At 63.9% G+C, this 20,543-nt stretch carries 14 protein-coding genes; 8 read left to right on the top strand and 6 right to left on the bottom strand.

Features of this window, described 5'->3' with window-relative positions:
- Window positions 1-72: 72 nt before the first annotated feature.
- Window positions 73-2,052 carry a DUF7064 domain-containing protein gene (locus DMB80_RS16025; protein WP_111510788.1) on the top strand — a complete coding sequence of 660 codons (1,980 nt, stop codon included), beginning with the start codon at window positions 73-75 and terminating at the stop codon, window positions 2,050-2,052.
- A gap of 292 nt (window positions 2,053-2,344) precedes the next feature.
- Here the strand turns inward: DMB80_RS16025 and DMB80_RS16020 are convergent, their stop codons facing one another.
- Entirely contained in the window at window positions 2,345-2,953 is a 609-nt protein-coding gene (locus tag DMB80_RS16020) for a TetR/AcrR family transcriptional regulator (protein ID WP_111510755.1), read from the bottom strand.
- 76 nt (window positions 2,954-3,029) lie between these two features.
- On the opposite strand from DMB80_RS16020, the gene DMB80_RS16015 reads away from it, so the two are divergent.
- From DMB80_RS16015 to DMB80_RS16005, 3 genes are all read left to right on the top strand, one after another.
- The gene (locus DMB80_RS16015) at window positions 3,030-4,829 is read left to right on the top strand and encodes an ABC transporter ATP-binding protein (RefSeq protein WP_111510787.1); all 1,800 of its coding nucleotides are present in this window, start codon (window positions 3,030-3,032) and stop codon (window positions 4,827-4,829) included.
- Between the two features lie 101 nt (window positions 4,830-4,930).
- A complete protein-coding gene (locus tag DMB80_RS16010; RefSeq protein WP_111510754.1) occupies window positions 4,931-5,398 on the top strand; it encodes a hypothetical protein in 468 nt (155 codons plus the stop codon).
- Window positions 5,399-5,453: 55 nt separating this feature from the next.
- Window positions 5,454-5,870 (top strand): DoxX family protein, encoded by a 417-nt coding sequence (locus tag DMB80_RS16005; protein WP_240431220.1) that lies wholly within the window; start codon window positions 5,454-5,456, stop codon window positions 5,868-5,870.
- Window position 5,871: 1 nt separating this feature from the next.
- Here the strand turns inward: DMB80_RS16005 and DMB80_RS16000 are convergent, their stop codons facing one another.
- Together DMB80_RS16000 and DMB80_RS15990 are read right to left on the bottom strand one after the other, a co-directional pair.
- Window positions 5,872-6,495 carry a flavin reductase family protein gene (locus DMB80_RS16000; RefSeq protein ID WP_111510752.1) on the bottom strand — a complete coding sequence of 208 codons (624 nt, stop codon included), beginning with the start codon at window positions 6,493-6,495 and terminating at the stop codon, window positions 5,872-5,874.
- A 276-nt stretch (window positions 6,496-6,771) separates the two neighbouring features.
- Window positions 6,772-7,104, bottom strand: a complete 333-nt coding sequence (locus DMB80_RS15990; protein WP_111510751.1) for an MBL fold metallo-hydrolase — start codon at window positions 7,102-7,104, stop codon at window positions 6,772-6,774.
- Window positions 7,105-7,328: 224 nt separating this feature from the next.
- Here DMB80_RS15990 and DMB80_RS15985 point away from each other — a divergent pair, with 224 nt between their 5' ends.
- From DMB80_RS15985 to DMB80_RS15970, 4 genes are all read left to right on the top strand, one after another.
- On the top strand, window positions 7,329-7,625 hold the full coding sequence (locus tag DMB80_RS15985) for a hypothetical protein (protein WP_111510750.1): 297 nt from the start codon (window positions 7,329-7,331) through the stop codon (window positions 7,623-7,625).
- A gap of 95 nt (window positions 7,626-7,720) precedes the next feature.
- Window positions 7,721-10,252: an excinuclease ABC subunit UvrA gene (locus DMB80_RS15980; RefSeq protein WP_111510786.1), complete on the top strand. Its 2,532-nt coding sequence runs from the start codon at window positions 7,721-7,723 to the stop codon at window positions 10,250-10,252.
- 210 nt (window positions 10,253-10,462) lie between these two features.
- Window positions 10,463-10,915: a DUF1931 family protein gene (locus DMB80_RS15975; protein WP_111510749.1), complete on the top strand. Its 453-nt coding sequence runs from the start codon at window positions 10,463-10,465 to the stop codon at window positions 10,913-10,915.
- 122 nt (window positions 10,916-11,037) lie between these two features.
- Complete coding sequence (locus DMB80_RS15970) at window positions 11,038-11,412, top strand: DUF2267 domain-containing protein (RefSeq protein ID WP_111510748.1); 375 nt, start codon at window positions 11,038-11,040, stop codon at window positions 11,410-11,412.
- A 552-nt stretch (window positions 11,413-11,964) separates the two neighbouring features.
- Here the strand turns inward: DMB80_RS15970 and DMB80_RS15965 are convergent.
- The 3 genes from DMB80_RS15965 to DMB80_RS15950 form a co-directional block, all read right to left on the bottom strand.
- Window positions 11,965-15,147 carry a DEAD/DEAH box helicase gene (locus tag DMB80_RS15965; protein WP_111510747.1) on the bottom strand — a complete coding sequence of 1,061 codons (3,183 nt, stop codon included), beginning with the start codon at window positions 15,145-15,147 and terminating at the stop codon, window positions 11,965-11,967.
- Window positions 15,137-17,920: an NACHT domain-containing protein gene (locus DMB80_RS15960; protein WP_162938554.1), complete on the bottom strand. Its 2,784-nt coding sequence runs from the start codon at window positions 17,918-17,920 to the stop codon at window positions 15,137-15,139. The genes DMB80_RS15965 and DMB80_RS15960 overlap by 11 nt, the downstream gene beginning before the upstream one ends.
- An 889-nt stretch (window positions 17,921-18,809) precedes the next feature.
- A complete protein-coding gene (locus DMB80_RS15950) occupies window positions 18,810-20,228 on the bottom strand; it encodes an AbiJ-related protein (protein WP_111510744.1) in 1,419 nt (472 codons plus the stop codon).
- Window positions 20,229-20,543 lie beyond the last annotated feature (315 nt).

Below are 20,543 nucleotides of genomic sequence, written 5' to 3'. Positions count from 1 at the left end.
TCGAGTTGACGGCCGTCAATTTGTTTGTCGGATGTGCTCTTCGCGACGGCCCCGCTGCTATACGTTGGCCGGGTGTCAACGTCGCAACCGCTCGTGGAAAGCCCTGCCGATCTGACCGTCGACTGGCTCAGCGCCGTCCTCGGGCGTGACGTGTCGAGCTTTTCGGTCGCCCGCATCGGCACCGGGCAGATGAGTGAGTGCTACCGACTGCAGTTGGAGTACGCCGACGGTGAGCACGGGCCGCGGTCGGTGGTCCTGAAGGTCGCCGCCGCCGACCCGAGTAGCCGCCAGACCGGCCTGGCGATGGGGCTCTACGAACGTGAGGTGCGCTTCTACACCGACGTCGCACCGGGCCTGGGCGGCCCGGTCGCATCCTGCCATCACGCGGCCTATGACGGCGCGACGGGCGTGTTCGATCTGCTGCTCGACGACGCCGCTCCGGCAACTGTGGGGGACGAGATCCAGGGTGCCACTGCGGATCAGGCGGAGCTGGCGATGCGACAACTCGGTCTGGTGCACGGTCCGCTGTTGGGTGACGAGGCGCTCGCCGACGCGGCATGGCTCAACCGGGAATCACCCGTGAATCAGGGCCTGATGAGCGCGCTGTACGCGGGCTTCATCGACCGCTATGCCGACCAGGTGGCGCCAGAACATCGCGAGGTCTGCGAGCGCTTCATCGCGGCATTCGATGCGTTCATGGCCGGCGAGGGTGCAAGCGGTCGGCGCGGGCTGGTGCACGGTGACTACCGGCTCGACAACATGCTTTTCGGCGAACCGGGCGCAGATCGGCCGTTGACCGTCGTCGACTGGCAGACGGTGACCTGGGGGCCCGCGTTCACCGACGTCGCCTACTTCCTCGGCTGTGCGCTGCCCGTCGAGGAGCGTCGCGCGCGCTACGACGGGCTGCTCGCCGCATACCACGATGCCCTCGGCACATCCTCCGGCGTCTCGCTGGACGATGTGCGCGAGGGGGTGCGGCGGCAGAGCTTCTTCGGGGTTCTGATGGCCATCGTGTCACCGATGCTGGTGGAACGAACCGCCCGTGGTGACGAGATGTTCATGGCCATGATCGCCCGGCACTGTCAGCACGTGATCGACACCGATGCGCTCTCCCTGCTGCCACCGCCGTCGACGCCGGAACCATTGCAGCCGAATGCATCCGACGAAGACCGGCACACGCCGACAGATGAGCCGTTGTGGAGCGAGAGCTGGTACTTCGACTTCGCCGATGCGGACCAGAACGCAGGTGGCTGGTTCCGGCTCGGCCTCATCCCCAATCAGGGCCACGCCTGGGTCAACGGTCTGCTGTGCGGCCCGGGCCGGCCGACCATCGCCGTGCTCGACTTCGAGGCGCCGCTGCCCAACAGTCACACCCGGGTCGCTGCCGACGGTGCGCAGCTCACGATGGAGATCGCTGAACCGCTGGTCCGCTTTCGTGTTTCGCTCCAGGGCCGCGGACAGGCCCACGACGATCCGGCAGCGCTGCTGCGCGGCGAGGCCGGTCGAACCGTCGATGTCGCCGTGGACCTGGAATGGACCAGCGACGGAACGCCCTTTCAATACCGGGTGTCGCCGCGGTACGAGATCCCGTGCCGGGTATCGGGCACGGTCACCGCCGATGGGCACTCCTACACCATCACCGACGTCGCCGGACAGCGCGACCATTCGTGGGCGTCACGCGACTGGTGGGGGATGGACTGGGTGTGGAGCGCGATCCATCTCGACGACGGCACCCACCTTCACGGAGTGGACATACGCATCCCCGGCGCTCCTGCGTTGTCGGTGGGATATCGGCAGCATGCCGGGGAGGCGTTGGTCGAGCTCACCAAAGTCGAAGCGCGCGAGACGGTCTGGGATGACGAACTCCCTGTCTCTGCGGTGGTGGACTACGACGGGCTGATCGCGACGATCACTCCGGCCGGCCACGCGCCGGTGTTGCTGACCTCTCCCGACGGGAGGCTGAGCCGGTTCCCGCGGTCGTGGGGACCGGTCATGACCGACGACGGCCGCAGCGGTATCGGGTGGATCGAATGGAACCGCAGCCAGGGATGAGCTGATATGCGCGCGCCCTGTCAATCGGCATCGACGCGCCACTGACCGATCGCGAAGATCGGCCACCCGTCGGTGGGGCAACCACGCGAACCCGGGTTGCAAGAGCGTCCCGCTCGCCAACGCGGTGATGGTCGACGTCACCACGGCGGTGGTCATGTCGGCCACTACGCACCGTTCGTGCGCAGCAGGCGTCCCGCGCCCCGATCAAGGCCGGTCCGGTGATGATGAGAAGCGCGGCGGTCACGGTGCAGGACTCAATGCGTGGCCACTTCGCCCGACAAGTCACACGCGCTCAAACGCTGGTCGTCAAACCTCGGGAAGCAATATCGCTGCTGCGCGAACGTTTCTCAGCGATTTTGGCCAGCGCGCGACGGCACTGGTCGCGGGTTTCGGCGCGGGATTGCTTGCCGCGTCGCACGTCGTAATGTGCTGCGGTGAGCAGCGACCAGGTGGCCCCGACCATGAAGGTCGGCGTGAAAAGGGGGTCGATCGTGCCGTCGTCGTGGCCGCGCTGAATGACGGCGATGATGCCTTGATCTGCCTCGCAGTCGAATTCATCGAGGTCGTAGTCCTCGTTTCCGCGCATCCACCAGCCGAGGCTGTCGAGTCGTTCGAGCATCTCGTCGACGATCCGAAGGTAGGCCGCCAAGCCCACGCCGTCCGAAGTGCGAGCTTCCCGAACGGCCTCCTCGTACTGGGACTCGACATACGCCTCTATTCCCTCGATCAGCGCCGCGCGGTCGGGGAAGTAGCGATTGAGAGTGCTTCGCGCGACGCCGGCCGCCGTGGCGATCTCGCCCATCGACGCTGCCACGTTGTCGGTCAGCACCTCGATGGCCGCCGACATCAGCGCCGCTCGGGTGCGGTCGCGAACACGCAGGGGACGTGCGGTCGAGCTCATACCGACAATGATCCCCGTCGGCCGGCCAATCGGACATCATTTGACGAAAATCGGACAACTATGTCCTAATATGTGGATGATCGACACCGGCATCGCTGACGCGCGCGCTCAGTCTCAGCCCACGAGACTGTCGGTGCTGTGGGAGTTCGCGCGCCCTCACCGAGGCAAGCTTGCCGTCGCCCTGTTATTGGGCCTCGGGGTGTCGGCCGCCGAGCTGGCGACCCCACTCGTCACGCGGAGGGTGTTGGACGCAATCGGCAAGAGCGCAGAGGCTTTCACCACTCCGGCACTGCTGCTCGCCGGTGTGATCGTGGTGGGCACCCTCCTGAGCTGGCGGCAATGGGTCCTCCTCGGGACGCTGGCCGAGGACGTCGTGTTCGACGCCAGGCAGGGCATGATCCAGCGGTTCTTGCGGGCGCGCGTGTTACCGCTACAGAAGCGGTCCAACGGCGAGTTGGTGACGAGGGTGACGAGCGACACGGTGCTCCTGCGTGAGGCGACCTCGTCGAGTGCGGTCGGACTCGTCAACGGCGTCATCACCGTGGTCGGAACGCTGGCCCTGATGGTGTACCTCAGCCCGGTGCTGGCCTCGGTCACGGTCGTCACGATCGTGCTGATTGCCGCGTTCTTCGCGGTGCTCATGCCCGCGATCGGTCAGGCGCAGGAGGATGCGCAGCGGTCACTGGGCGACCTCGGCGGTCATCTCGAGACGACACTGCGGGCCGTCAAAACCGTCAAGGTGGCCGGAGCCGAGGATCGGCAATCGAACAGTCTCGTCGAAATCGCCCAACAGTCGAGACGACACAGCTTGCGCGCCGTCCGGCGCGAAGCGTTGACGTGGAGCGTCGCGTTCTCCGGGATTCAGGCCGCCACCCTCGTGATCGTCTGTGGCGGTGCATATCTCGTGGCCACGAACCGGCTCGATATGCCGACACTGGTGGCTTTCCTGCTGTACGCGGTGGGCCTGCTCGGCCCGACGATGGAACTGAGCCACCATCTGACCACGCTGCAGGCAGGTGTCGCCGCCGCGGGTCGGATACGGGACGTCCGGTCGTTGGCGCTCGAGCAGTCGTCTGTCGACGCGCGCGCCACCTCGCAGAGCGGTGATGCGCCGGCGATCGCGCTGGACAGGGTCACTGCCCGCTATACGAGGGGCGGTCCGGTGGTCCTTCGCGACGCGAGTCTCGTGGTACCGCAGCGGGGTCACACGGCCGTCGTCGGCCCATCCGGCGCAGGAAAGACGACGCTGTTCGCGCTCATGCTCGGATTCATCACACCCGAATCCGGCGAGCTGCGGATGGGCGCAACCGCCTACTCGGATCTGGGCGTCGCCTCGGTCCGCTCGCGGCTCGGCTATGTCGAACAGGACAGTCCGTTACTGCCCGGCACCCTTCGCGACAATCTCATCTTCGCGAATCCGCAGGCGTCGCAATCGGATATCGACGATGTCGTGCAGCAGCTGCTCCTCACGGACCTGGTGGACAGTCTCGACAACGGGCTGGACACCGACGTCGCGGCGGTGACCATCTCAGGCGGGCAACGTCAGCGCGTCGCGCTGGCAAGAGCGCTCCTGGCCGAACCCGACGTGCTGCTCCTCGACGAAGTGACCGCTCAGATCGACGGGCTCTCTGAGGCCGCAGTCCATGCTGTCATTCGCGATTACGCGAGTCGGCGGGCAGTCGTCACCATCGCCCATCGCCTGTCGACCGTGATCGACGCCGACAGCATCGTCGTCATGGATCGCGGACACATCGTCGATCGCGGGAGACACCGCGACCTGATCGAGCGCTGCTCTCTGTATCGGCGCCTCGTCGAGTCGCTGCACCTCGACACCGGACACGTGTATGCCGCTAACCAGGACGGAATGACCTCGTGACCGCTGTCCACACCGATCACGCAAACGGTCCCGCCACATCAACCCAGCCCGAACGCAATTCGGTATCGCGGTCGTTGACGTCGAATGATGTCTACGGAGGCGTGATCGGGACGGTCTTCGCCAGTGCCACGCTTGCCGCGATCCCCACCGGGCAGTCCGCCGGTTACTCCGCCGCGTGGGTGGCCGCCAGCGTCGGCATCGCCGCGGTCACCCGCAGCTACGGGCTCCACGTGTCGGCGCACCAGGTCAGCGCGACAACGGGTTTCTGGAAAGACCTGCGCTCGTTCATGATGGCCGGCGTCCCCATGGTCCTCGCATCGGTTCCCACGCTGCTGGTGCTGTGGGCCGCCCACCTGACGGGCTGGCGCGACGACGTCGTGAACGCAGATGGTTCCCTGTCGATCGGCTACACCTCCACCGCACTGCTCGTGAATGCGGCGTTGCTCTTCGGCTGGGGTGTGGTGGCCGGCCGAATCAGCGGTTACTCGCGCTGGGGAGCCTGTGTCGTAGGACTCGGGAACACCGCGCTGGGCGTGGCGGTCATCCTCATCAATCTCGCGATCAAGTGAACGCTGTGCACGTTGCTCTCCAGCCGACCACAACGACAACAGTGAAGGAATCATGGTGACTTTCTCGGCCATCGACCGCGCGCTCGACACCCGGTTGAGCCCCCTCACGTCATACGCGCTCGCGGTCTTCCGCATCGTTTTCGCCTTGCTCCTGATCTGCCACGGCACCACCGCGCTCTTCGGTTGGCCCGCGGGCGAGGCTGCTCAATTCGGCGTCTGGCCTTACTGGTATGCCGGAGTGATCGAACTGGTGTGTGGCGTTCTGATGGCCGTGGGTGCGCTCACCCGGCCGGCGGCATTCCTTGCCTCCGGCACCATGGCCTTCGCCTACTTCATGGGCCACGCCGGTATCAGCTTCTGGCCCGCAGTGAACCAGGGCGAGCCGGCGGTGATGAATTGCTTTGCGTTCCTGCTGCTTGTCTTCACCGGACCGGGCGCGCTCGCCATCGACACGGGCCGCAGCATCCGGTAGATCAGCCGGGGCGGGTCATCTCGAATCGGGCGTCGGCGGGCACGTCGAAGTAGGCTGCCGGTCCGCCGGCGCGCAGGATGGGGCGAGCGGCGGCGGTGTCGTAGACGCCGTCGACCAGGTACTGACGGTCGATGTGGACGGCGACGACCTGACCCAGCACCATCCAGCTGTCGAGCAACCCGCCGGCTCGGTCCTGAAGCTGGATCAATTGCGTCAGTACGCATTCGAAGTTGACCGGGCTTTCCGCGACCCGCGGTGGTGCGACGTCGACGGAGTCCACCGGAGTGAGGCCGCCGAGAGTGAACTCATCGACGTCCGGGTCCGCGCTGGCCGCGGTTTCGTTCATGGCCTCGGCGATCGGCCGGGTGGCGAGATTCCAGACGAACTCGCCGGTGGCCTCGATGTTGGCGACGCTGTCCTTCCATCCGATCGACGCGAAACCGATCACCGGCGGGTGGTAGTTGAAGCCGTTGAAGAAGCTGTAAGGAGCCAGGTTTCGCGTGCCGTCGGCGCTCACGGTGGAGATCCAGCCGATCGGACGCGGCCCGACGATGGCGTTGAACGGGTCGTGGGGGAGCCCCGTGCCGTCGGAGGGCCGATAGAAATGCGCGTCAGACGTGGCCATCGCAGCAGTCAATCACACGATGGCAGTCATCGTGCTGATGGCTGTGACGGGCGGCGGCCGCCGCGATGGACGAATGACTCGATCACCATCGGCTCAGACCGACACCCGCTACGTCGACGGACCGAGCGCACGCTTCGCCTATCGGCGGTGCGGCATGGAGGGCGGGACACCGCTGGTCCTCGCCCTGCGCTTCCGGGGCACGATGGATCACTGGGACCCGGCGTTCCTGGACCGCCTGGCTGCGGAACTCGAGGTGATCATCTTCGACAATGTCGGTCACGGATTGACGAGCGGAGAGGCGATCGCGTCGAGCGCAAGCAGCTCTGCGTCCGGGAATGCCTGCAGGAGCGGGCCGGCTCCGAAGAAGTGGTCACAGTGTCCGTGGGTGACCAGGATGTTCGTCAGAGCCCGCCCACTCGCAATGACCCAGTCGCGCAGCATTTTTCCCTGCTCGATCGTCATCAGTGCATCCACGAGGATCGCGTCGCGTCCGCCGGCGATGAGGGTGGCGGTGGATGCTGGCCAGGTAGCGGGGACTTCCGAGTCCCAGCCGGGACCTGGATCAACAGGCAGGTAGTCGCTGGTGAAAGCCTTCACGGCAAGCGTCATGGCACCACCGTAGGGTCGGCGGTCCCGCACACACCATCAGGAAGATGACTGGACTCGTTCCCAGCCGACCTGCGCCACCTACACACTGATCTACACCTCGATGCGAAAAGAGGGGAGGCGCGGTGCACTCCCTCTCTGTCAGGAGTCGGCCATCGCCGGCGGATGACGTAGATGGCGAGCAATTCTCGTCCCACAGGCCAGTTCAAGGGAGCTAGCGTGAAATCATGCCATCACTCAAAGTGATCCTGCCGGATCAGACCATCGCCGAGGAACTCGAGTCGGACATCCTTTCGACCGTCTACCAGGAACTTCAGCGCTACAACTACGAGGCAGTCGCGGCGGGCGATGCGACGGGTGAGTACACCCCGTTGAATCCCCGCGGGCGCGTCCACCTCGAATCGAAACAGAACACGCGCGTCGTACGGGTAAGCGGTACTGACATCGATACGCACGATCTCTACACCGCTGTGCTGGCGGATCTGGAGCAGCGCCACGTGGGACTGACAGGCGAGATCGACTAGGAGCGCTGCGCGCGACGCAGCGGTGGCGAGGTGTCGCGTGACATAAAGCCGGAAATGATGGGCAGTCATACACAATGGGTGAGATGGACGGCGCTATGGGGACCGGCTTGGATGGGCCGGATCCGTACATCCGTGTCCGCGCATCCCGGGTGCACAACTTGAAAACCGTAGACGTCGCTGCACCACGGGACTCGTTCGTCGCGTTCACCGGCGTGTCCGGCTCGGGCAAGTCGTCGTTGGCATTCGGCACCATCTATGCGGAGGCCCAGCGCCGCTACTTCGAGTCGGTGGCACCCTATGCGCGCCGACTGCTACTCCCTCAGGATGCACCGAAGGTCGACGACATCACAGGACTGCCGCCTGCGGTCGCCCTGCAGCAGCGACGCGGATCGGCGACGTCCCGCTCGACCGTCGGCACCATCACCACGCTGTCGAATCTGCTGCGCATGTTGTACTCCCGCGCAGGGAGCTACCCGCCGGGAGCCACTGAGCGGCTCGACTCCGATGCGTTCTCTCCGAACACCACGATCGGCGCGTGCCCGACATGCCACGGCCTCGGCCGCATCCACGAGGTCACCGAACAGACACTGGTGCCCGACCCGTCGCTGACCGTCCGGGAAGGCGCGGTGGCGGCGTGGCCCGGAGCGTGGCAGGGACAGAATCTGCGCGACATCCTCATCACGCTCGGCTACGACATCGACAAACCGTGGCGCAAACTTCCCAAGCGCCAACGGGAATGGATCTTGTTCACCGAGGAGCAACCCACCGTCGAGATCGATCCGAGCCAGCATCCGGTCACCGCGGACTATTACTACAACGGGACATTCTCCAGCGCGGAGCGTCACGTCCGTCACACGCTTGCCAACTCGCAGAGCGCGGCGATGCGACGGCGGGTTCTGCACTTCGTGCACAGCACTGATTGCCCAGTCTGCGGCGGCTCCGGGCTGCGACCCGAAGCGCTCGCGGTGACGTTCGCCGGCCGCACCATCGCCGAGCTCGCGGCCCTGCCGCTCACGACGCTCACCGACGTTCTCTCGCCGGCGGCGATCAGGACGGAGTTCGCCGCGGCCTACGAATCGACCGAATCGGGTGAATTCACCGAAGTGGCGACCATGATCGCGGCTGATCTGGTGGCGCGGATATCCGTACTCGTCGACCTGGGGCTCGGATACCTGAGCCTCAACCGTCGCACACCTACCGTGTCACCCGGCGAATTGCAGCGCTTGCGCCTGGCTACCCAACTACGGGCCGGATTGTTCGGTGTCCTGTACGTCCTCGACGAGCCGTCGGCAGGGCTGCACCCGGCCGACGCCGAGCCTCTTCTCGACGTGCTGGACCGGCTCCGCCGCGCCGGCAATTCGTTGTTCGTGGTCGAGCACGATATGGATGTGGTGCGCCGCGCCGACTGGATCGTCGATGTCGGACCTGGCGCCGGCGAACTAGGCGGCGAGGTGCTGTACAGCGGACCGGTGGCCGGCCTCGCCGACGTCGCCCCGTCGGTCACCCGGCGTTTTTTGTTCCGCGACGGCCAGGTCGCCCGGCGACCCACGCGCGCACCGGTCGGTGTGATGCGGTTGCGTAACATCACATTTCACAACTTGCGCGGTATCGACGTCGATATTCCTCTGGGTGTGTTCGTCGCGGTCACCGGTGTGTCAGGATCGGGGAAGTCGACACTGGTCTGCAAAGTGCTCGGTGACGTGATGGCCAGGCAACTGGGTAGGCAGATCGAACTCGTCGCCGACGCCGATGACAGCGATGCCGAGCTCCTCGATATCGACATCGATTCGAGTGTGGGGGTGTCCGTCGAAGGTGCCGAGGTGCTCGGCCGCCTCGTCACCGTGGATCAGCGACCCATCGGCCGCACCCCTCGTTCGAACCTCGCGACGTATACCGGCCTCTTCGACGCGGTCCGCAAGGCATTCGCCGATACCCCCGAAGCGCGGCGACGCGGGTGGAGCGCGGGCCGGTTCTCGTTCAACGTCGCCGAAGGCCGCTGCGACACCTGTCGCGGCGAAGGGTTTGTCGCGGTCGAACTGTTGTTCTTGCCCGGCACTTACGCGAGGTGTCCGGCGTGTGGGGGAGCGCGCTATTCCGACGAGACGCTCGAGATCAGGTATCGAGGCAAAACCATTGCCGACGTACTCGCTCAGACTGTTGACGAAGCCGCCGATTTCCTGGCTGACTTGCCCTCTGCGTCAAGGAGTTTGGCAGCGTTGTGCGATGTGGGTCTGGGTTACCTGCGACTCGGACAACCGGCCACAGAACTCTCCGGTGGCGAGGCGCAACGCATCAAACTCGCATCGGAGTTGCAACGGGCCAAGAGGGGTCACACGCTCTATGTGCTCGACGAGCCCACGACGGGGCTGCATCCTGCCGACGTCGAGTTGTTGGAACGTCAGCTGCACGGCCTCGTCGACGCCGGAAACACCGTCGTGGTGGCCGAGCACGACATGTCCGTCGTAGCAAGCGCGGATCACGTCATAGACCTCGGACCCGGTGGCGGCGAGGACGGAGGAAGCGTCGTCGTGGCCGGTGCACCGGCGGTGGTCGCCGCCGATACGGTGAGCCGGACCGCGCCGTACCTTGCCGCGTTCGTGGGTGACGGGTCAGAGCCGCGACGCTGATCGAATCTAAGGATGCGCGGGTAGTTAGGTTGTGGTCGACAGCGCACGGGTAGGTCCGTCGACCTGGTTTCGATGGTTTTCCTCGGCCTGGCGGGTCCAAAGGAGCGGGCCAGATTGCACCTGCTGGTCCGGTTCACTCCCACCGGGATGAGTGCGAATGTAGAACCTCGGCACGCTTTCGCAGCGTGAATTGCGAGATGGAGGTTCTACGTGACACATCCGTCGGGTATTCCGGTGTTCGAGCGCTTCTTTCGTGCCGTCGCGAGCGTCGATATCGACAAGAACGACATCCGTCGCTTCCAGAGTTTCATCGATGAGTTGGTAGACGACTTGGCCATCAGCGGGCGCAACTCGGCGAAAATGAACGAGCGCGACGTCATTGCAGCCCAAGACCTTCCGATAACCAAGGGCCTTCAAGAGCGAATGCGCGAATTCGACAAGCTTGACGAAGCTGAGGAGATCCGAGAGCTGCTTCGCCAGGTGGTGCGACAGCCACCCGCCGATGTCACTTTCGCGGAGGACGCGGAGCAGCTCTTGCCAGAAGTGTTCGGCGGTCTGGCCGTGGCGCTGGCCCGCACGTTACGCCAGGTGGACGCGACGGTGTCGAATCCGTCCAGCGAGCACTGGAACCGAGTGTTCACCATGTTCCGACTTGTCTTCTGACGTTGACAATTCGTCTGCTGGTGTTGACTTCTGGTACGCGAATTCGACCCCGCAGATGGAGGCGCGACAATTGCGAATTCACCATCATGGCAACGGAACACGAAAAATGACAAGGAGAAACAATGCAATACGACGAATTCATCACCCGCGTAGCCATGTCTGCTGACCTGCCAGAGGAGCAAGCAGTAAGTCTGACTCGCGCCACGTTGGCCACTCTGGCGGACCGCATCAGCGGCGGCGAGGCGCAGGACCTCGCAGCTCAGTTGCCGGCGCCCCTGCAGTCGGCTTTGGTCGGTACCCAGGAAAACGCCCAGGCGTTCGGCTTCGAGGAATTCGTTGGGCGTGTGGCCGAGGCGGCTGACACAGACAGAGATGTTGCCGAACGGGGCGTCGACGCCGTGTTCATCACTCTGAGAGAGGCAGTGACGCCTGGGGAGTTCGACGATGTGCTCAGTCAGCTGCCCTCGGACTTCCTGCGGCTGGGTACGCGACCGTAAGAGCATCAGAAGACGCCGGCGGCCGGACCAGTTGAACGTCACAGTGACGAATTGGGCGTGGAGGGCGGGGATCTCGAGGCCGTGGGGCGTCCGCCGGTGTCGGGTAGTTCTAGGTCGATAATCGTCCGGTTAGGCGCGCTGCCGGGTGGTCCCGGGGATCAATGTGCGCGTCGGCGAACGTGCGCCGCCAGGCGCACGGGCGGAGACCTTGGGTTAGCGTTGTCAGATCGTTCTCGAGCAGGTGACGTTGACGTCCGATTGAGCTCAGCTTTCTGGGATTGCTCTGAACGGGGTTTGGATCGGACACTGACTGTCCGATCCGGAACTTCCTGAGAGCGCGGGGGAGCGCTGACCAGCGCGCTCTCATCTCGTTGCGGAGGGGATCAGGCCAGGCAATCCGCGATAACGTGAGAGTGCCGGATAAATTCCAGAACGACTTGAGAGCGCCGGATAAATTCCAGAACGACTTGAGAGCGCCGGAGGGGCGACTTCATCTGATTGTTTCAGGTGGGTTTGGCTTGGAGGGCGCGGCAACGGGGCAGTCCGGATCGGTCAGGTGGAGCAGTAGACGCCGAACGTCCCCTTGGTCACCGCCCTGACGTAGGACTCGGCGCCCGCGAGCAGGCGCATCTGCTCGTTCGTGCTGGCCGCGATGCTTAGGCCTGGTTGGGCGATAATGGTCGCGAATCGGATGAACAGCAGCGGTGCGCGTTCCTGAATGCGCAGGAGCGCTTCTCGATCACCGACTTCGTAGGCGGTTTGTCCTGTTCGCAACGCGTAGTTGCGTGCGCGGCGATCGATGTGGTTGATCAGCGGGATCGCTCCATGGTCTCGCCAGCGGGCCCCGCGGGTGGCCTGACCGCATACCTCGTAGAGGTCGGCGAGCCGGCCGCCGGGGGTGGATTGCGATGAGTATTTGCAGTGCACCAGCGTGACAACCAAATCGCTGCCGTCGATCCGTAGGCCTACCAGATCAGCTGCCTCGCCCGCGCGGTCGTCGTCGATGAGGACATCGAATGCCTGATGCTGCTGCAGGTGTCGAGACATGTAGGCCTGCACGGAGTCTTGGCGCCGGTTGGTACCTTGGGACTCCACCGTGATGTCAACTCCGTCAGCAGCCCACGGCAGCGACGATAGGTTGGCGCGGTCGTAGGGCGGCAGTTCAGTGCGCGGCTCGAGCAAGCGATCATCGCCGGTGATGAGTCGGTCGCCGCTGAGGAACAGGGTCGGCTTGTGGTTGTTGAACCATGTCGACAGCGGGACCGCCGATCCGCGGCTCTCGACCTCGACTTCGGCGTTGACGGCTCGGTAATGCAGACCCGTATCACCCACCACCGCCGTATACGCAACCTCCCACAGAGTCGTCACTACCGAGAACCGGAATGGTCCCTCGCCTGAGTAATCGTCGATGCGGAAGTCGACATCGGTGAGTAGGAATCTCTTGCCGTCGTAGACCGCGTGTTGAGCGGTACCGGTGCCGAGGTAGAGGTTCCACGGCCATTCCACGGCCAGCAGTGGGTGCTGCGGCCGCTTTGTTACCGCCATCGGAATGATCATCTCTCGGAACAAGGAACGCAAATCAACTGATGTATCAAGCAATTTGACGCCTTGGCGCCGACACCAGTCCCGCCACTGAGATAGGCCCGGTGCGGTACGCATCGACCAGAAGCGGCCCGACAGCGCGGCAGCGATAGTCACCCGTTCGCCGTCCTCGAACGCTTTCGCGGCGATATGGGTGTTGGTTTTGTGGTTGCGTTCGGCCTCATTCAGTGCGGTTTCCACATCGCTGCCGACGTGCATGGAGAAGCGCTTGTCGCGGTCGCGTGAATCGAGCAACCCGACATTTGTCGGTATGAGGCGATCGACTCGTGCAAAGACACGGAACGTGTCCATCCCGCGGACCATCGCCGGCTCTTCGGCGAGCACGGCCTGGGCCAACTCGTCGTACTTGCGATCAGTATCGGAGCCGTGGATGAATAGCAAACCGAGACTGTTGTCGAAGTACATCGCGACCAAGTCGTATGACACGGCCTGTAATCCAGGTACGTCACCCCATCTGAGGTCACCGACCGACTCGATCACGAACCACGCGACGTTGTCGGCCGAGCTCACGCTGATGACGCCTTCCAGTATGGATTCACCGTAAACATCCAGCGCTGCATCAGGATTCCACTCGGTCGCGTAGGTCCGGTAGGCCACGGCGCTCATTTTCGGCTCCACCAAACCGACGGGCACCTCCGACGGTGTCGTTGTAAAGGACTGATCGAACTCGCTGACCTTTTCGGCTCTTGCGATCGCGCGGTCGGTGACGTCGCTGAGTACTTTGTCCCAGTCGGGATCTTCCCTCAGCAGTTTCCGCAGTGGCGAGAATTGAGTCGCGGGGTCTCGGGAGACGAATACGCTCGCTGGACCAATAGATGTCGTAGATTGGGTTCTCGCCAGCCGACCGACGAGCTGTATCACCGGCCCGAGGGACCTGCGGTTGTCGTGGAAGGCAGCGATTTTCAGGTTGGGCAGGTCGAATCCCTCGCCGAGCATGTCGACGCAGACGATCAGATGGCATCGGCGATCGGAGAGCGCAGTGAGCGCTTCTGCCTTTCGGCGTGGGCTGAGGCCGTCATGCAGCAGCTGTGGTTCAGCTTCGGGTGCCATCGACTGGTACATGGCGAATATCTCTTCGGCGCGCGCTTTTGTCGCGGCGCGCGCCAGCAAGATGTGCTCGAATCCTGCCTCGCGGTCCCTCGTCAGTCGGGCGATCGCTGCAGCGGCGAGGTCGCGGTCGGGGTCCCCGATAGCGACAATGGAGGCGAATTCGATGCGACTGAAGTAGCCGTCGTTCTGGGCCTCGCGCAGTGGGAACCGCGAAATGACGCGCCCCGGTAATGAACGTCCGTCCGTGCGGAATGGTGTCGCGGTGAACAGCAATACTGGACGTGTATCGAACTGGCGGATGATAGATGTCCACGTCGTCGCGGGCGCATGGTGCGCTTCGTCGACCACAAGGTGGGTGAAGCGGGCCAGCAGCAGGGCACGCGCGTCAGGATCGCCAGCATGTAGGGCATTGGGGGTTGCTACCACCACGTTGCATCGTTGAACGAAGATCGCAGCGTCACCGGGGTCGGTGAATCCGTGCTCGAGTCGGCCGACGCATGGCCGCTGTGCCATCGGCGACACGATGCCTTCGCGCTGGAGAATCCCCAGCGATTCGAACTTCGCTGCGATCTGATTGCGCAGTGCGGTGGAGGGCACGATTACCAACAGTTTGGCCGGGCGGGTGGCCACCATCCACGCGAGCATCGTCTCGGTTTTTCCGGTGCCGGTGGGCATTACGACAGTGGCGGGCTCGTGCAAGCCTGAGGACTGGTATCCGACGATTGAGTGCAAAGCGGCGATCTGTGGACGGCGCAAGCTGCCAGGTTCGTCGTGAGGAGTGAAACCGATTGCTTCCCTGAAAGTCTCAAGCACCGCATCGGGATCCAGGAGCTTGCGATTGCCGCTCCAGCTGACGCGAAACGTTGACCGATTGACGGTCGGAAGGATCGCGACGAGATGCTCTTTAGCGTCACCGCCCGCGCCACGGATGGCCGACCATTGACCGTAACAGCCATGCACACTGATGTCACCAGCGTCCTCGGAGACGGCCAGCTCCCCGCATGCGGGAACGAGCAGCTGACGAATTGTGTTGCCGCCGATGTCGAACTGTTCGGCCCAGACATTGGCTGTACTAATCGCCATGCAAACCCCCCGGCTGCGCAGTCGATCCTAGACTGTACGGCGCAGGGACCAGGAGTAGGTGGGCGACGCTGTCGTGCTCAATGGCTTCGGCCAGCGATGCGCGCAATTTAGACCGCAGAGAGTAACCGTCCTGACAGCCGTCGACGACGATTTCCCTGGCCTGGCGAAGCCAGAGGTCGGCATCGCTTCCGTCGGTACTCCTTCCGGCGATCGTGTGTAGCAGTCGGGGATCATCGTGATCACCAGGTATTAGTCCAGCGGCAATGAGGTTGGCCCGGATTCGCTGTTCGTCTGAGCGATGATCTGAATTCTCGCCGACAGTATTTGAAGGGTGCCGCTCGGTGTACTCAGTCAGCCGGTTGTTCGCCCGAAGTGCGATCGACTCGTAATCGGTGAGGGTCGATAGGTGGCTGAGGAACGCGCGGGTCGCCCCGGGGCTGTGGTCGGCCAGTAACGCCTCGATCTCACGCCACACTGTTTGTTCCAGCAGGGGTAACCGCTGCATGAACGGCGCGAGCGCGTCGCCAAGCAACATAATGTGGCTGCCGATGGGTCCTTTCAGTAGCCGCAGTGCCGCGACGACTAGGTCCTGCTCAAATCGGGGAGCCGTGGCGGCGAATCCATCATCGAGTGCTTCGATCGCCAGAACTGATCCCGGCATGACCAGTCGATTTACCGCGCTGACGTGATCGGCTGCGAGTAGTCGGCTCATGACCGCGTCGCGCAGCTCGCGTCGTTGTGCGAATATCTGGCCGGCGGCCAGCAGCCAGGTATGCCTCCAATGCGCTGATGGGACAAGAACTTCGAGGTTGGTGGCGGCGTCTTCGGTTGCCATCAGACAGCGTGCCGCAAAGAACTCAGCAAGGCTGCGGATTTCGAAAGCGACACCGGCCATCCGGGGAACGAGAAGCACCAAGCGTTGTTGAGCAAGGCGGAGGACCTGCGGGATGAGAGAGTCGGTGTCTGTTTCTGGGTATCCTTCGGCTTGAAGGATGCCGCGCGCCGTCTGCTCGAGATCTGCTAACGGAAGCACCGATTCGGCTGCGCCGGCTTGCTCGGCACGCGCATGAATGGCGAGTCCGCATTGCTCGTGGAGTTGGTCGAACTGCGACCGGTACATTTCGAGGACGTCACCAATGCCCTCCGGCTTATTGCATTCACGTGCATAAATCGTGTCGTAGTAGCTGCTGAATAGCCCGTAGCGGCTTGCCGGTGCTACGCGGCGCTGTTCGAGCAACAGGGTCAAGATCGTCACCTGTAGTGGCGAAGTCATCAACCGCACGGTGTCGACTGTTCGCGTTGCCTCCTGCAGCCGCTGGAGCGTCTGCTCCTTGCGGTCCGGGTTGGTGGCGAATTTGCAGCTCAGTAGTCGCGACGCGTAGTGCATCGCGTCGTCGGTGGTCAGCGGGGATAGGTGCAGTTCTTCGTAGTTGATGTCGCTGTCGAGTTCAAATCCGACGGGCCGAGAGGTGCACACGGTGAGGACGTCGCTGCCGATGGCCGCCATCTCGATGAGGAAGTCTGACACTCGCGACGACACTTCGCGGCGATTCTCTGCCGATGCCACTTCGTCCATCCCATCGAGAACGACCAGAAGGGGCCATGCCGTGATGAGCCGCTTCGCTTCGGCAACGGTGATGGGATCGGAGCTGCGCTCATTGATCACTTCGACGATGTGCTGAAGGAGCGTCAAGGTCCTGGACCTAGTGACCGCGTCGGCGAATTTGCTTAGGACGACTCGGACGGGAAGTCGATGAAGGGTGGGGTGGGGTAGACCCTCATTGTCGAACTCGCTGCGGATCTGATCGGCTTGAGTTGCCACCTGGGGTAGTACTCGCCCGCTTGTAGGCGGGTGATGCACCAACGCCACGCGATACAACTGGCACAGTAATTTTGACAACGTCGACTTTCCGGATCCCGGCCCGCCGAGAACCACGATCCGGTCCCGGCTGGCCGGTCGAAGGGCAGGAGATAACACCTGGTCACCTCGTTCAACCAAGGTCTTCAGTGCTAGCGATGGTGTTTCCTTGCGCGGTGAAAACGATGCTGGGAGGTCCACCGCGATTTCGGCCAAGGGCAGGGGAGTGTTGTTGCTGTCGCCGGACTCACCGAGTTCGACGGCGGTGTCGTTTCTCAGGGTGCGTGATACGTGAGTGATCCAAGCGTGCGCCACCCGTTGGTCGGACTCCGCGACTTGCTCGTACAGGCGGGAGATCACGTCACCGGGCAGAATTAGGTCAGCGTAGGTGGTCCGAATGTCACTGTTTCCATCCAGCAGGCGATTCAAATGGTCGGCATGCCAGACGTGGTAGCCGCGCAAACCGGGGAGCCCGATCTTGCGATGGCTGCCGTCGGGCTTCTTTTCTTTGAGGTCTCTGTAATAGGTGAAAAGAGCGTCAATGCGGTCCAATCCGCCTGAGTGCGCGACCGCGGAGAGGGTGACGTTGGTGACGATGAGTAGGTATTCGGGTTTGCGGCGACGTTTGGACTTGGGATGAACCCAAGCATCCAGTTCGGCGGTGACCTGCTGAAAGAACCAGGACTGATCACTCGCCGTAGCGGCCAGCTGTTCTTTGTACTTGGCTTGAACGACCCCGTAGCCGTCCCAGTCGCCGCTGCCTTCCATGCTCACAGGGCCGTCGAAGGTTGCCTCGCGTCCGCCGTCTGGGCCAGAGCCAAAGATCGTGACACCCGCACCGAGGTTGGCGATCGCCAGCGCTTGAGCGAGGTGCTCGAATCGCTTACTACCCAGGCGGGTGAGGTCGTAGATCACCCCCTGAAAGTACGTGCGCCTCGACACAATGTGTGCGAACAGCGCGCGGTGCGCCTCCTCGCCGGATCCGGCAGACCAAGAGGGCTGCGCGTGTCCGATCGCCAGAACGGTGCCCCGGTGGGGGCGGACGGTGCGGACACAGCTCGATACTGGGGCCGGGCGTCGCGGCACTGGACCCAAGGAACTTCTGCCGGATCGTCCTCGACCTGTGCACGGGCTCAACCTGCAGTTCGGCACGCTCCGACCGAACCGGGGGCCCACGAGGCGAGGCCGCTGCTGGCGAGAAATCACCAGGCCGATGCGGCGGGCGGCCGGTGCGCACGGCGTGGCAGCGGTGATCAATGCAGCGCTGGGGCCACCGCTATCGAGGCGTCGACACAGCTGATGAGCAGTGACAGGCGGGTTGAGATCACGCTGAGACGGATGCGGGTTTGATGGCGGGGCCTCGATACGCTCAGAGGGGGCACGCCGAAGCCGCAACACGTCGAGGAGTTTGGCAGCCCAGTCGGGATTGTGCGGCGGGGGCAGCACGAGTATCTGCAGACCGGCGTAATGGCCGTGACCGGCGACGTCTTTGCAAGCCGCGTCAAGGCAGCTACGCAGTGCGCCGCAGGCTTGGTCGTAGGCTTCGGCGGGCACCTCCAAGGTCACCTCGTATTGGCCGCCGTCGAAGTTGTCGACGAGGTCACTGCGATAGCGCAACAGGGCCACGATTCCGGCGGCCAGGCGTTTACCGCGGGCGGTGAGCAGTCTGGCCGCACTGTGGTGGGGGTCGTAGGTGGTTCCAGGCGGGGGAGGGGATGTTCGACATCGCGTCTTCCTTGAAAGATTTGTAGCGGTCGTGCGTGCTGGGGCCACGATGGCACATCGCTCTGACACGTCGACGTGCTCATTCTTCGGTCCTGGTGACGCCGTGCCGGTCAAAAAGCGTTTGAAAGAAGTCAGTGAGCATCGGCATGGCGCGGACGGGGTCGCGCAAGTCCTCGGCGCCGAAGCGGAACACCTCGTATCCGCTGAGACGCAGATCGCGGTCGGCGCTCATCATGGCCGCATACCGGACGGGGTCGCGGCGGCCGTCCGGGTGAGCGTAATGGTGTGCGCCGTCGACCTCGATGACGATGCGCTCGGGGCCGGCGAGCATTAGGAAGTCCATCCGGAAGCGCAGTAGCGCATCGGCGCCGCGTTGTTGGATGGTCTTGGGGTCCCAGTGCAGCCACACTTCGGGTAGCAGCGCCGGAAGGGCGGGGATAGCTTCGCCGAAGATCTTGTGATAGGCGGTGAAGAGCAGTTGCTGTGGCGGGGATTCCCTCGGGATGGCACGCAGAAGCCGTTGGTAGAGCATGCTTTTGGCTTGCTTCGGGGTGTTTTCGGGCTGCACGTCTTGCCACCAGGCTTGCAGGTCGCGCCACCGAAGTCCGCCCGGTCCGATCGGGCGGTCATAGACAAGGACGTCGTCGGCGCCGGTGAGGATCTCGATGTCGTTGTCGAGGGCGTCGGTGAGCCGCAGGTCGGGCTTGCGTGGGGAGGCGAAGATCAAGTTCTTGGGACGGCGCATCCCTCCGGCTGCGTGCCGGGCCACGGTGAAGACGGGGTAGCCGTCGCGGATATCAGTTTCGGCCAAATGGAGTCCACATTGGCGTAGGGAGGGGTTGATCGTGTCGACGATTGCGCGTTGGTTGGGTTCGTGGAGAACCACGTCGGCTGAGGTGATCGCTTCGAGGAACAGGCCGAAACGACGGTCGGCGGCCTCGAACGCTCCCAGATGCTCGAAGAGGTCCTCGGTCGACCAGTCGCCGCGGTTTCGATAGACGTGTTGATAGATCAGGGCGCGCAGATCGGGTGGACCCCACAGCGCTGGACGGGCTGGGCCGGTCCCGAGCAGGGCGTCGAATGGGTTGGGCGGTTCCAGCGGCCACAGCGATTCCAACATTGTGGTGAAGCGGCGCTCGTCGACGACCAAGTCCTCGAGCTCCAGTGCAGCAGCGATCTCGCGGCGGGTGCGTTTCGGAATTCGTGGCGCGCCCGACGGCGCCCACAGGATGTCTTCGATGGCGACACGCTCGACCGGCCGTGCCGCGACGGTGCTCAGGACTCGGCCGGCCACGCTCAGGAGATCACCGTCAGGCAGTCCTGCCGCAACCGCCTGCACACGTTGGGCGCGGCTGCGCGACGGACCCTGCGTCTGAGGCGGCTCCACCAGGCCGAGCTCGGCGAACCGGATGTCGAGTTCTCGATGAGTGCACGAACATAAGCCTTCGATCAGCGGGATCAGCAATCCACGCAATGCGGTGAAATCGACGTCAGCCATGGCCCTTCATCTCGCAGAACAGACCGACAACTCGGCGTTGCCGCCGCCGTTTCCCGCCAACGCCACGGCCCCGCCCAGCCACGCTGGCCGTCGTCAATGCCGGCGCAGTGAACCGCTGGGTGATGTCTCGCGAGTATGCATCGACCCGCAGCCACCTACCCCGGCGGCGATGCTTCGTCATCGACAACACCCAACGGCGAGAGACTGCGCCAGTGGCTGAGCGTCGGTTGAGCTCGCAGCCAGGTGCGGCCGACCTGACCCATTGATCCGTGAGCCGCCAGTTTGGCGGTGCCCGGGGTGGTGCGGCTTCGTCGC

It is taken from the genome of Mycobacterium kyogaense (assembly GCF_003254575.1).
GTDB lineage: Bacteria > Actinomycetota > Actinomycetes > Mycobacteriales > Mycobacteriaceae > Mycobacterium > Mycobacterium kyogaense.
The sequence above is the reverse complement of the archived record's forward strand: the minus strand, read 5'-3'. Positions and strand labels throughout refer to the sequence as shown.